14 protein-coding genes are annotated in these 13206 nt (G+C 61.6%); all 14 read right to left on the minus strand.

Going from position 1 to position 13206, the window contains the following annotated elements:
* Positions 1-5: 5 nt before the first annotated feature.
* From KP001_RS09040 to KP001_RS09105, 14 genes are read right to left on the minus strand one after another with little or no spacing between them, the layout of a single operon-like run.
* A complete protein-coding gene (locus tag KP001_RS09040; RefSeq protein WP_217289191.1) occupies positions 6-206 on the minus strand; it encodes a hypothetical protein in 201 nt (66 codons plus the stop codon).
* Positions 175-861 (minus strand): MBL fold metallo-hydrolase, encoded by a 687-nt coding sequence (locus KP001_RS22390; RefSeq protein ID WP_367620602.1) that lies wholly within the window; start codon positions 859-861, stop codon positions 175-177. Before KP001_RS22390 ends, KP001_RS09040 begins: the two co-directional genes overlap by 32 nt.
* The gene (locus KP001_RS09050; protein ID WP_217289193.1) at positions 821-1645 is read right to left on the minus strand and encodes an ABC transporter ATP-binding protein; all 825 of its coding nucleotides are present in this window, start codon (positions 1643-1645) and stop codon (positions 821-823) included. Before KP001_RS09050 ends, KP001_RS22390 begins: the two co-directional genes overlap by 41 nt.
* Before the next feature lie 12 nt (positions 1646-1657).
* Complete coding sequence (locus KP001_RS09055) at positions 1658-2413, minus strand: ABC transporter permease (RefSeq protein WP_367620603.1); 756 nt, start codon at positions 2411-2413, stop codon at positions 1658-1660.
* Positions 2410-3408, minus strand: coding sequence for an ABC transporter substrate-binding protein (locus tag KP001_RS09060; RefSeq protein ID WP_217289195.1), 999 nt, complete (start codon positions 3406-3408; stop codon positions 2410-2412). Before KP001_RS09060 ends, KP001_RS09055 begins: the two co-directional genes overlap by 4 nt.
* A 39-nt stretch (positions 3409-3447) precedes the next feature.
* Positions 3448-4224, minus strand: coding sequence for a class I SAM-dependent methyltransferase (locus KP001_RS09065; RefSeq protein WP_217289196.1), 777 nt, complete (start codon positions 4222-4224; stop codon positions 3448-3450).
* The gene (locus tag KP001_RS09070) at positions 4221-5201 is read right to left on the minus strand and encodes a sll0787 family AIR synthase-like protein (protein WP_217289197.1); all 981 of its coding nucleotides are present in this window, start codon (positions 5199-5201) and stop codon (positions 4221-4223) included. The genes KP001_RS09065 and KP001_RS09070 overlap by 4 nt, the downstream gene beginning before the upstream one ends.
* Positions 5168-6115, minus strand: coding sequence for an oxamate carbamoyltransferase subunit AllH family protein (locus tag KP001_RS09075; protein WP_217289198.1), 948 nt, complete (start codon positions 6113-6115; stop codon positions 5168-5170). Before KP001_RS09075 ends, KP001_RS09070 begins: the two co-directional genes overlap by 34 nt.
* A gap of 2 nt (positions 6116-6117) precedes the next feature.
* Positions 6118-7302: a (Fe-S)-binding protein gene (locus KP001_RS09080; protein WP_217289199.1), complete on the minus strand. Its 1185-nt coding sequence runs from the start codon at positions 7300-7302 to the stop codon at positions 6118-6120.
* Positions 7292-8752, minus strand: a complete 1461-nt coding sequence (locus KP001_RS09085; RefSeq protein ID WP_217289200.1) for an FAD-binding oxidoreductase — start codon at positions 8750-8752, stop codon at positions 7292-7294. The genes KP001_RS09080 and KP001_RS09085 overlap by 11 nt, the downstream gene beginning before the upstream one ends.
* A 46-nt stretch (positions 8753-8798) precedes the next feature.
* Positions 8799-10313 carry an acyl-CoA synthetase FdrA gene (fdrA, locus tag KP001_RS09090; RefSeq protein ID WP_217289201.1) on the minus strand — a complete coding sequence of 505 codons (1515 nt, stop codon included), beginning with the start codon at positions 10311-10313 and terminating at the stop codon, positions 8799-8801.
* 39 nt (positions 10314-10352) lie between these two features.
* Positions 10353-11297, minus strand: a complete 945-nt coding sequence (gene arcC, locus KP001_RS09095) for a carbamate kinase (protein WP_217289202.1) — start codon at positions 11295-11297, stop codon at positions 10353-10355.
* A complete protein-coding gene (locus KP001_RS09100) occupies positions 11290-12690 on the minus strand; it encodes a YlbE family protein (protein WP_217289203.1) in 1401 nt (466 codons plus the stop codon). The genes arcC and KP001_RS09100 overlap by 8 nt, the downstream gene beginning before the upstream one ends.
* On the minus strand, positions 12656-13204 hold the full coding sequence (locus KP001_RS09105) for an MSMEG_0567/Sll0786 family nitrogen starvation N-acetyltransferase (protein ID WP_217289204.1): 549 nt from the start codon (positions 13202-13204) through the stop codon (positions 12656-12658). The genes KP001_RS09100 and KP001_RS09105 overlap by 35 nt, the downstream gene beginning before the upstream one ends.
* Positions 13205-13206: the final 2 nt, after the last annotated feature.

Genomic DNA, 13206 nt, shown 5'->3' on the forward strand with positions numbered 1-13206 from the left:
TCCATTCAACCTTGCACAACGTCAGTCTGCGTGTACCGGTGGACGAGCTTGCCGAAAGCCTCCCTCAGCACGTCAGAAATGCCTGGCCCACCTTTACTTGAAATATCGTGGAAGTTCTCCAACTCAACATCGCTCACCCTGAATGAGATGACGTGCTTGCGGGACGGCTCCCGGTCACTTTCCCTCATCGCTCTTCTTCTCGCCATATCCTGTTCTCCTTACCCTGAATGGTGCATCATGCCCAGGCACCACCCATTCAGCCATTGCTACTATTTGGTTAATCGACTCAACGCAGTGGTCACGATCCCAGTGAATGGAGGGAGGGACACGTTTTTCGTAGTTGGCTGCCAACGGAAGTGCGTCCCCAGCAATTACGACATCAGCCCCGCTTCCTCCAAATGAAGAAATGGCATCCTTCACGACCACACTCAGGGACCCACAGCTGTGCCCTGGGGTGGGATGCAGTTCGATACCTGGTCCTATCGTGAAGGCTGATCGAACCAAACAACTCCCCGCCGATACCGGAATTCGTGAGCCGATCTCCGGCTCCAGAAGGTGGGCCATAAAAACGGCTCTCGGAAAAAGGTGGTTGCATCCAACGTGGTCCCAATGTCCATGAGTATTCACCACGATGTCTATATCCACAGGCGCCAGGTGCAACCGCCACAGAGCCTCTGTCACCGCCAAAGCATCTTCAGGTGCCCCGGTATCAACTACTATTAACCCTTGGCCGGAGCGAATAAGACATATGGACGAATGGGCATCCAGAATGTTTCCATCTTCCCGCCGCAGCAGGCTCCCCTGCTGCAGCAAATGCACTTCAGGCTGCCTCATGGCGTGCCTGTTGCGTATTGGTGACATGCCGGCCCGGCTTTTCGGATAGGGGGTCGGACGACGATGCCAGCAGTTCCAAAATGGTGCGCCGCATCTGGTTAAACTCAAAACTTGTCCTGTCACGTGGATGCGGCATATCGATGTCAAATGTCCGAAGGACCCGGGCTGGGCTGGGTGAGAAAACTACTATTCGGTCGCTGAGAAAGACTGCCTCATCCACGTTATGAGTGACAAAAAGGATCGTGTCGCGCCGGACCAGCCACAGTTTGATAAGGAAGGCGTGCAGTGCGTTGCGCATCTGGCAGTCCAAGGCGCCGAAGGGTTCGTCCATAAGGACCAATTGCGGGTTGTTGATCAGAGTTCTGGCGATGGCGACCCGTTGTTTCATCCCCCCCGACAGTTCTTTCGGCAGACAGGACTCGAAGCCGGAAAGTCCGAACGCAGCGATGTACTCCATGGCCGCTCGACGCCGCTCCTTTTTAGGGACTCCGGCGAATTCAAGCCCGGCCTCGATATTCTCCAGCGTGGTCCGCCAAGGGAACAGGGCGAACTCCTGGAATACCATCCCAACCCGGGGGTCCCGGCCGGTTACGGAGGCACCATCTAGAAGAATTTCCCCTTGGTAGTCTTGGTCCAGCCCGGCGAGGATCCTGAGCAGCGTGCTCTTGCCGCTGCCGCTTGGGCCTAGCAAGGAAACGAATTCTCCCCGCCTGACCTGCAGGTCCAGGCAATCCAAGGCCCGGTAGTCGCTCCGGTTGTCGCTTCCCGCGAAGGTCTTTGACAGACCACGTATTTCAACGTTCACTGCCATGCCAACTCCTACTCACTGCCAGGCGGCACATCGATCCCGGACGACACGCAGTCCCTTGTCCAGTATGATGCCGACGAAGCCAATCACGCACATCCCAGCTACGATCAGGTCCGGCCGCTGAATGTCCCGGGCAGTCATGATCATATAGCCAAGCCCGTACCCTTCCCGGACCCCTGTGAACTCAGCAGCGACCAAGGTCATCCAGCCAATGCCAAGTCCAATCCTCACTCCAGTGAATATTGAGGGGACTGTGGCCGGAATGAGGATTTTGAAAAAGACGGTCCGCCTTGCAGCATTGAGGGTTCTTGCAGCATCCAGAATTACGGGGTCGATGGACTTCACACCCGCCATGGTATTTAGAAGAACCGGAAAGAAAGCGCCGAGAAAGATGATGAACGCGGCAGCCTTGTTGCCAATGCCGAACCAAAGGATGGATATCGGGATCCAGGCCATCGGTGGCACCGGCCGCAGCAGTTCCAGTGGCGCTTCTAGGCAGCTCCGCACCCGGCGCGACCATCCCATCGTAAGCCCCAGCGGCACCCCGATGGCCACCGCCAGCGAAAACCCCCACCCTACACGAGCCAGGCTGTAGTAAATGTGCGGCAGGAGTTTGCTTCCCGGGGGCATCCCATTCAACGCTAGCTCCACCATTCCTTCCAAGACCTGCGAGGGCGCTGGCGCCTTGATGGGCGAGACGATGCCCGCCTGACAAAAAGCCTGCCATAGGGCGACCAAACAGACAGAGGATATGAGAGCCTTGGGTCTCATCGTCCGGCGCGCTGTGCCGCTGATTCCTGCCGCACGAACTTGCCAATGAAACCGTCTACGTCCTTGATGCGGATGTACCCCAGGCCGGTAAGAAAGCGCGCGTAACGGCGGACCCCGTCTGCATCCAGAGTGGGGTTATAGTGGACTGTTTTCATAGCGCTCCGGATGGTCTTTTCGTCCATCCCCGTGTATTTCACCGCGATGTCGACAGCCTTATCCCTGTTCTTACCAATCCACTCGACAGCCTGTCGGTGGGCCCGCAATACTGCGTTGACCTGATCGGGGTGGGAAGCGAGGAATTTAGCATCGGCGACCACTACACAGCAGGGATGGCCGGGCCACATCTCGCCCGATGAGACGAGGGTGCGCCCTACCCCCATCTGGGACGCCTTGGCGGGATACGGCTCCCATGCTATGAATGCGTCGACATCGCCGTTGCGCAGAGCGCTGATCATTTCAGGGGGCTTGACCACCAAAAACTTAACCCGGTCAAGCCGCACCCCCTGCTTGGTGAGCGACTCCTTGAGGAGGAAATCCTGCACCGTGGACAGGCCGGGGATGGCAACACTCTTCCCTTCCAGATCCTTGACCGTCTTCACCAGATGCCTGCCGTTCGAGGCGACCACCAAGGCCGACCCCTCGGCGTTAGATTGTGATAGCACCACCACGTCGGCCGTGCCGTTGGCAACGGCTGCGGTTGCCGGTGCGACCCCTACGTACGCCATGTCCAAGGCCCCGGCGGCGAAGGCCGACATGATATCCGGGCCGGAGCGAAACACCCCCGCTACCTCGACGTTTGCCCCCTGGCGTGCCAGAAAGCCCATGTCGCGGGCGACCCAAAACGGCAGGTGGTGAATGTCGTTTTGCAGGTAAGCGACCCGAACAGGTTTCTCCGCGGCATTACCGGCGCTCCAGCAGGCCATCGCCGCAAGGATAAACACTGCACAAACCAGGACGGCCGCCTTCTTCATACCAACAGCATTCAAGATCTTCATCCTTTAAACTCCTCTGTCGGCTCTCTAGTCGACGTTAAATCAGCACGGCATCAAAAGCACTACGCGACCCCTTCGGTTCCAGACACGCTTCAGGTTGAAGGCGCCTAAGCCGCTGTTCTGCTCGGTCAGGTCGCCAGTGGCAGGGTGCTCACGGTACCCCACCCTCTCCCAGGCTGCGCGGACCTTTCCCGCATCGGGACAGGCTTCCGTCAAAAGCAGGTAGACCGGCGCTCCGCGTAGCCTGCAGGCGGCGAAGAGGTCTGGAAGCCGCTCCTGCGGGAGATAATCCGGAACATTGCTCAGGTAGGCGAAGTCGTAGTCGCGTGCCGGCTCGGTCAGGAAGGCAGCTATGTCCTGCTCGTGCACCCGGATCCGCCCTAAAAGCGGCTTGATTCCGTCTAGAGGCTCCTCCTCAAAAAAGAACCGGATATGAAACAGCTCCTTGAGCGCCTGGAGTACACCCTCCAGGGGATACTCATGTCCGCGCCCTTTCGAAAAGTGGTAGTGCAGTTGCGGGTAGATAATTTCGGAAAACCATCCGGTAAGGGCGCTCGGAGTGGAACACCCCTTGAGCGCCAGCAAAAGCGACTTGAAATAGGCGACTTGAAATTCGGAGATGTCCACGAAGGCGATCTCCTCAAGACGGGGAAGCTCGGACAGGGCATCGAGCAGGACCATACCGGAGCCACCTACGAAAACGGGCCTGCGTGGTGAGGCATCCAAAAGGTTCAGCGCGGCCCTCACCGTCCTGGCATCCTCGTTGGGGATGTAAAAGCGGCTTTTGTCGCCCCATTGTTTGCTGTTTGTTTTGGTCATTTACCGAATCCTGTGAATTCTTCCTCGGACCAGTCCCACAGGGTCCGCTCGACTCCCCCCATGGCCAGCCCCAGTTGCGAGCCCCCACGGAACCGGCCGATCTGATCGGCCCGGAGCCCCCGGGAGGCGAAGAGGTCCTGCACCTCGGCGAGATTTTGTGGGGGGACGGCGAGGAGAAACCCGTAAGAGAAGAACGCCAGAAGCCACTTCTCGACCGGAACCGCCGGCGGAGCGGCGAGACGCTCCAGATCTATCGAGAGACCAAGCCGTGAACTTTCAGCTAACATCAGAGCCGTCCCCGCCACTCCCGCCATGCTGACATCCTTACCGGCCCGGGAAAGCCCCAGCTCCGCCACCTGCGGCAGCAGCTCCAGGTCGCCGCGCAGCTCCAAGTCGCCTCGCTCCCCGCTGGAATTCCAGAAGCCGTGCTGCTCCAGGAAGGTCCCTTTCTGGTTGTAGGCCAGTACCAGCAGGTCGCCTGCACAGGCGTCGAAACTCGTCAGCAGTCGCCGGGCCCGTCCCAAAATGGCGAGCGCGAGGGAGGCCTCTCCGTCACCATCGGAGGTATGCCCGCCGACCAGCGGCACTCCCAGGCGGTCGGCGTTGTCCTGCATGCCGCGGAAGATGGCGCGGGTCCGCTCCTCGGAGGCATTGCAGATCACGTCGACCATCGCCAGCGGACGCCCCCCCATGGCGTAGATGTCGTTCACGTTGGCAAGGACGGCGGAACGTCCGGCAAGATACGGATCCGACTCGATGAGCCACGGAGCGATCCCCTCGGCGGCCAGAAGCAGATAGCCGTCACCGTCCGGGATGGCAGCAGCATCGTCGCCATTGAGAATCCCATGGGATGGAACCTGCCCCCCGAACTGACGAGCGATTGTGCTTATGGCCCGCTTTCCGGCAAACACACGGGAGGAGCGTAGTTCCTCCACGAGTTGGGCTAGTTGGTGCGCCGGTCTCTCTTGCTGTGGCATGTTTCACCTATCACTGGCGGTGTATAAAACTGAAAAGAATCCCTCTTGTTCACCACCTTACTGCGCAGAAGACTTTCAAGGGTCGTAACTAGACCGCAAAGTTGATCAGTTCCGCTGGTGTGCCCGAAGCTGGCAATTTTGCGCGTTAGATCAAAAATCCCCTCTGGCCTGCCTAGATGAACTGCTGTGAGCCAAGCGGCCACTTCCTCGGTCACAAGTCCCCGGGCCGCACAGCGAATCATCTGGCCAGAGAAAGTGGAGGTTCCGGCCGCTGCCAACTGTGCCCATCTGTCGATATCCTCCTTCGAAGGCCCCCACAGTCCGCTTTCCCTGCGGAAAACGAGGGAGGCGAAAAAGCCGCAGAGGAAATCGTCTCCAGATGGGGTTAGCCCCACCCCCAGGCCGGCCAGTCCGCCGATCGGTCCAATAAGCGCCCCCCAGGCCTCACGCTCCAGCGCGTTCTTCAAAGTGGCGACCTGCGCCTCGGCAGCCATAGCGAACGGGCTCTGGTCATGAGCACAGAAGAGAAGTTCCCCCAGCCCTCCTTGGCGGTAACATCCTCCAAGCGCACGCCTGGTCTCGGCAAGACAGTGAAGCTGGCAAATACTCAGGGCCGGCCGACAAACCCCGGCTTGCGGAGAAAATTCTTCAAGGCCTCTCAGATTGAACCAGCCCCTGCGTTCGAACATGAGGCCAGCTTCTTCGAACCGGAAACGCTCTCCCAGCTCAAGAGAGGGAAGGCAACCGGCGAGGCTTATGGTGTAGGGGTGGCGGGAAATACTTGAATCCCCCACGGTGACCACCTCGCCGCCTGCCTCAAGGTGGGCCGCACGCGCGAAGACACCGACTACCCTCCCCGCAGCATTGTGACGGGACAGGCGCAGCGCCTCGCAACCGATGCTTCCCGCCTGCACAGTTACTCCTCCATGGACTGGAGCAGCAACTCCTCCACCCCGACCAACTGCAGAGGATTGCCCATCTTCTGCAGCAGTGGAGCGAAGCTCGACTGGCAGAAGGGGCACATGGTAGCGAGGGTGTCGGCCCCCGTGGCGATCGCTTCCTTGATCCGCTTCTCTGCGATGTCGTTTGCCATCGCGGCGTAATTGGCGCGGACCCCGCCGCCGGCCCCGCAGCAACGGGAATCAGCACGCACGTTCTCCATTTCCACAAGCTCGACGCCGGGAATGGCCGCCAGGATTTCGCGCGGTTCGTCGAATATCCCTTGAGAGCGCCCCAGGTGGCAGGGGTCGTGGTAGGTGATCTTGCGATTGATCGCCTTCTTCGGCTTCAGCCGTCCTTCCCTGAGCAGCCGCACGTAGATCTCGGAGAAGTGCAGAACCTCCACTTCCCAGGGTTTGCCGAGTTCTTTGGCCCAGCGCGGGTAGTCGTGCTTGAGCGTCTTCGAGCATCCGCCGCAGGGGGTGACCACCTGCTTCACGCCGAGCCGGTGGAAGGTGTCGAGGTTCCCGGCGATGAGCCTTTTGGCACTGTCGATCTGCCCGGTACGCAGAATGGGGCTGCCGCAGCAGAGCTCGCCCGGGCCGGCATAGGCGAACGGGATCCCCTGGCGCTGGAGTATCGAGACCCCGGTCCTCAGCATTGCGGGCATCTTGAAGGAACCGGTGCAGCCGCCGAAGACCAGGAGCTCCGCCCCCTCGGCGGGCCTGTGCTCGGGGAGCATCCAGCGTCCGCGCTCCTCGTTGGGCTCGCCGTAGGCGTTGCCGTTTTTGTCGGCGAACTCCTTGAATTTCAGATGGACCGGCATGGGGCCCAGCCCCCGCTTGACCGTCTCGGCCCTGGCCGCCTCCCAAAGCTCGACCAACGGGATGTCCGTCTGGCAGACCTCCTGGCACCGCTCGCAGGTGGTGCACTGGTACAGGCGGTCCACCCACTCCGGGGTCAGCTCGGCGCGGCCGTTGCGCAGCTCGTTTAAAAAGTGCACCTTCGCCCGCGGGGAGAAGGCCTCGAATCCGTTGCCGTAGGGGTGCGTGGTGCAAACCTGCTTACAATAGCCGCACCTGGCGCAGGTGCTGACGGCGTAATCCAGCTCTTCGCTCTCCCCAAGTCCTGTGAGGGGGGAGCTGTCGTGGTTAGTGCTCATGGTGTTCTCCGCTAGGTGAGGGGCCCTTACCCCGGTAACTCAAGAAACGTGCGAAGGGGGACGCCAGCGCCGAACCGAGATGGACCACCGTCCCGAGGTTCAGGATGGGGAGCCAACGCATGCCGGGGGCGACGATCTTGCCCGGGTTCAACAGGTTCTCCGGGTCGAGCTCTTTTTTAAGGCGCCGGTAACCGGCGTATTTCGCTTTTCCGAGGACCTCTTTCGATTCGGCGGCGAACCACATCCCCGCCGTGTACGGGCGCCCCCCGTGCCGGCGGGCGATGGCGGCGGGACGCACGGCCTTCGCCATCCGCACCGGATAGAGCAGGTCCTTGGAACATTCGGGGAGGTAGACCAGAACCGTCAGCTCGCTCTTGGAGATAGCCAGCGCTTCCATGCCGATGCAGTCACGGCTGAGGTCCCCGGCGATCTCCTCCCAGGCGGCGGCGAAGTTGTCGACGGGAAGATAGAATTCGCCGACCAGCACCGTCGGCCCGACCTTTTTGATGCGCATGGGGTAGAATCGGTCTCCCCATTCCTCGCGGGCTACCTGCTCCGAGAACTGCTCGCCTTTGTGCATCTTGGTCAGCAGGGCCAGTTTGGCGTCGTCCGCCTGCGACTCGGGGATCGCCAGGATGGCCAGGAAATGCCCTTTCGCAAGGCTGTGGTGCCCGCCAGCGGCCTTGCGCATCGCCACGTATCCATCCGAATGCAGGATTGCAGTGTCGATATCAAAGGAGCGGATGGCCTCCTGCATGAAGGCCTGGAGCGAGAACGCATCCGGAAACTCGATGGCATATGGACGCAGCGCCTCGGCTTTACGGCATTTGAGCCGGAGCCTCGTGATGATCCCCAAGCTGCCGCAGGTCTGGTAGTAGGGTTGCATCCTGTCCCCCCTGCAGGTGACCGTGCGTCCGTCCAGCCCGACGACATCTATCTCCTCCACCACGTCAGCTACACTTCCATAACGCAGGCTGCCTATGCCGACTCCCCCCATGGCGAACCATCCGCCGACGGTCGCGGAAGGGGCGCTGGTCGGACAGATCCGGTTGTCGAGGCCGCATCGCTGCAGCTCTTTGGAGAGCCCCTGCCAAACCACACCCGGCTCCACGTCCACGGTCATCGCCTCCTGGTCCACCGCGAGCACGCGGTTTAGGGAGGAGAGGTCGAGCAAAAGACCGCCGCGGGTCGGGATGGCCCCGCCGAAACCGGAGCTCGCCTGCCCCCTCGGGGTGACCGGGGTCCCGGTCTCGCCGGCGAAGGTCAGGGCTTTTACGACATCCTGCGTGGTTTTGGGGACCACAACGGCGGTAGGACAGGCCTTTATCTGGGCCATGAGCACGCCCGGCATTTCACCCAGATCGTGGTCGTAGGCCGCACAGATCTGTTGATCGAAACTTACGCTGTCGCCCAATAGCTGCGTGAGTCGACGTCGATATTCATCTTTCATGGCGCTTCTCCGGCGCTTCAGGACGTGCCTGAAGGTTGCACCGGGGCTAAGCCCCGGTGACGATGTTGAGCGCGGCGCGTACCGCCGCGGCGTTGGTCGAGAAGGTGAAGATGCCCGCTGCCTTCAGTTTTTCTTCCTGGGCGTGCAACGACTGAGGATCCTGGTCGGTGCCGCAGACGTGGGCAATGACGACAGGACCGCCATCTTTTGCGGCCGCCCTCCCCTCGCAGACCGCTGCTACCATGTCCTGCGCGGGGTCGCTGTTGGCGCCGTAACCAATGACGACGTCGATCAGGAGCACCTTGGTGTCCGGCGCGGAGACCGCGGCTACGATCCTCTCCTGGCGCAGCGTGGAGTCGATCATGGGGTGAGGACGCCCCTGGGTGAACTCATCCTCGCCCAGATCGATGGCGTAGTGCGCCGACCCGTGCGCCGGGTAGGCGAGCTTCATTTCCTTGTCCAGAGCGATGTTGGAGTGGACCGGCAACTTGCCGTCCAGGATGAGCAGGGCCTCGTAGCAGAGGGTTCCGCCGGAGTACAGCGCCCGGAAGAACTGCCGGTCGGAGGCGAGCGCGGCGGCCTGGCCGCGGAGCGTGTCGCAGGCGCACGAAACCGGGGGCTGCATCTTCAAGGCGGCGCAGGCGGCCTCCTCAAGTGTGCTCACCACCGTGATGTTGTCCGAAACCTCCGCGTATTTTGCGGCGTCGCGCCCCAGGAGGCAAGCCACCACCGGCAGCCCGCAGTTGGCGGCCTCCGCCAGGACATCGGCCATCACCTGCGGCGCGCCCGGCTTCGAGATGAGCACCAGGGATTTCGTTGCCGGGTCCTTGGCGAGCTTCTTGATGGCCAGGCGCATCATCGCCCCGCCTACTTCCTTTTTCAGGTCGCGGCCGCCCACCCCGATGGCGTGGGAGATCCCGCCGCCGGCCCGGTCGATAAGGCAGGTGACTTCCTGCACCCCGGTCCCCGAGGCGCCGACGATCCCGATGGAACCACGGCGGATCACGTTGGCGAACCCGAGCGGGGTCCCGTTGATGATCGCCGTGCCGCAGTCAGGCCCCATGAGGAGGAGGTCCTTCTCCACGGCGAGCCGCTTCAGCTCCACCTCGTCCTCAATGGCGATGTTGTCGGAAAAGAGCATCACGTTCAGCCCGCGGTCGAGCGCGGTGACCGCGTCGAGCTTGGCGAACTGTCCCGGAACCGAGAAGAGCGCGAGGTTTGCGCCGGGCAGGCGCAGGTGCGCCTCCTCCAGGGATTCCGGGTTCTTCTCTTGCGCTGTTGCGCCGCCGGCGTCGGCAAGCAGACGGTCGATCTCTTCGAGCGCCTTCCTGCAGGACTCCTCCGAGTCCGCCTCGATGCAGATGACCAGATCGTTGGGAGTGGCGGAGCGCACCTCGTCATCCAGCTGGCCCAGGCCGTCCAGCACCTTCTTGTTCCCTTCCGTACCGAGCAGTGCCTGGGCGGTCCTCACCCCCTCCAGCGCCGTTGCCTGGCGGGAGATAGTCATGAGGCGGACCGAATCCTTGTATTCGTTCTTCCTTACGATTGTTGTAATAGCCACGATATCTTTGCCTCTCTTAAGTGGTTTGGGCGGGGGCGCCTAGCAGCTCACGATACGGGTGCAGTTCCCGTTTTCCATCGCGTCCACGATCCCTTTTTCCGTGGTAATGATGACTTCTTTCCCTCCGTGGGTGAGGTACTCGATGGATGCCTCGATCTTCGGCCCCATGCTGCCCGGGGGGAACTGCCCATCGGCAAGCCACTGCTTGGCCTCGGTGGCGGTCATCAGGTCGATGGAGCGCTGTGTCGGTTTGCCGAAATCGAGCGCCACCTTGGGCACGCCGGTCAGCACGACGAACAGTTCCGCACCGAGGTTGTAGGCGAGCAGGGATGCCGCGAAATCTTTGTCGATGACACCCTCGGTGCCCATCACCTCGCCGGTATGGTAGTTGACCGGGATGCCTCCGCCGCCGCAGGCCACGACGATGACGCCGCTCTCGGCCAGCTGCCGGATCACGTTAAGGGCAAGCACCTTCTTCGGCTGCGGGGAGCAGACCGTGCGGCGGTATCCCCTCCCGGAATCCTCCACGATGGCCCACCCCTCCTTGTCCCTGAAGCGTTCCGCCTCCTCCTGGGTAAAGAAGGGGCCGATCGGCTTGGTCGGGTTCTGGTAGGCCGGGTCTTTCTCGTCGACTACCACCTGGGTCATGATGGTGGCGACCTCCTTGTGCAGGCGGTCCTCCTCAAGCACCGAGCGCATGCCGATCTCGATCATGTGTCCCAGAAGCCCCTGAGATGAGGCGACGGCCACATCCAGCGGCGGAACCGGGATCTGGTCGCGTGCCTTCTCGAACTGAAGCAGCAGGTTGCCGACCTGCGGGCCGTTGCCGTGCACGATCACCAGTTCGTAACGCTTGTGCAGGATGGCGAGCATCTGGCGGCACGCCGCCTTGACGTTCTTCAACTGGGTCTCGAACGACCCGTCCTCGTTGGCGGCGAGAATCGCGTTCCCCCCCAGGGCGACTACTGCTATCGGTTTAGGCATGGTAGTTCTCCTTATCCTTGAGTGCTTTCACGAACACCTCCATCGGTGCGCGCGCGATACCGGCTCCGATCTGGCCCTTGCCCGACGACTTGTGGATCACGCCGGTGTCTATGATCGGGGTAAGTCCGTTCTGAACTACCTTGCGGATGTCTATACCAAGCGGGGCGGGCATAAAGTCGGCCGCAGCCGGGGCGAAGCGTGGGTTGGAGCCGACGCAGATGGTCTGCATCTTCTTCATGGTGGACCAGAGGTCCGCCATGCTCCCTCCGACGAAGGAACTCAGGGTGCAGGCCGCGCCGATCACCATGCCCCCAAGCCCCAGGGTCTCCACGATCGCCGAGTCACCGATGTCGCCGGCCGCGTCATCCACGGAGTAGCCGGCGTAGTAGATCGCCTCGTCCATCGGCGCGGTCTTGGCGATGTACCAGCGGTCCGAGCCGCCGATCCTGAGGGCAAAGTCGACACCGTTTCTGGACATGGCGGTAACCACGGTCGAGTTCTTCACCCCGTGGGCGGCCTCGGCGGCAACCTTGCACGCGGTGAGGGTTAGATTGAGGAAGAAGTGGCTGTTCGCGTCGATCGTTTTGGCTATGGCCAGGATGCTTTCCTTGTCGAGGTCCGTCTGCAGCAGCAGGGGCAGGAGCTTCTTGAACAGTAGCGACGTGCATGCGCCGCTTCTCGCGTGCACCTCGTCACCCATCTGAACACCCTCGGCGATGATCTGGAAGATATCGATCCCGGTCTCACTCTGCGCCAGCGCCTTCTTGAGCCCCGGGCCGAAGTGGTCGCGGAACCAGCGCAGACGCTCGATGGTCCCCTGGTCGTAGGTGCCCATCCAGAGCACGTTCCCCTTCCCTTCGTTGAACGGGGACCAGGCGCGCTTGCCGGAGGCGGCATCCTCGGTGACGATCACCGGCATGGAGGGGGAGATGGGACCGCACATGGGGCCGATGCTGCCCAGCATGTAGTTGGGGCAAAGCTCTATCTCGCCCCTCTCCAGCTTCTGCACCAGTTCATCGCGGTTTTCCACCCACCCCTCGAAGATGGCGGCACCTTCAATGGCGCGCTGCTGCGGATCGCACATGGTCTCGAAGGCGATAGGAGGACCGGAGTGCAGAAGGTGATTGGGCTTCATCCCCGGGATCACGTCGATGGCGCGCTCCACGTCGATCCACAGGGGACGCGCGTCGATCATGCGCTGCACCGTTTCGCGGTTCGCCTTATCCACCTCGGGGCCGCGTAACCTGATCAGGGCCTCGACCAACTCCTGGTCGCCACCTGCGGGGGGGCGCCAGTCCACTTGCACGACCGGCACGGATTGGCTCTTGAGATCCTGGCAGAACCCCTCCAGGCCAAGGTTAATGACATTGACACTTTGCTGTAGAATGCTCATGGTCCTCCACCCTAACTTTCGTTGTTTTTTCACCGTCGACCGAGTGCCGCACCGTTGCTGGCTCACGGCCGAGAAGATGCTCCATCACCTGATGCTTCACTCCTACCAACATGATGGGATGCCCCAAGGGAAACCACCCCAGTCTCTTGAAAAACCTTACGTTCTGGATTTGCACCGTCGCCAGGAAGCGGTCCGCCTCCGGGTGGCAGGACATCACCTCGACCGCTTTGCGCACCAGCATCGCCCCGATGTTGTAGATCCGGTACTCGGGGAGCACCGCAAGCCTGCCGCCATACCAAAGCGTGCCGCTCTTACGGTAGCAGCGCACCGCTCCCACCACCCGCTCGTTCATGATAGCGACCAGTGGGATCGCGTCCCCGTCGTGGTCGTCGAGGTCCGTTACGCTGTAGATCTCCTGCTCGTTTACGAAAACCTCCTTGCGGACCTGAAAGTAGCCTGAAAGCTTCCAGGAGGAGTTGGCGACTTCGATACGGAAGGACGGTTCCGAATGCATTC

The organism is Geomonas subterranea (genome assembly GCF_019063845.1).
GTDB lineage: Bacteria > Desulfobacterota > Desulfuromonadia > Geobacterales > Geobacteraceae > Geomonas > Geomonas subterranea.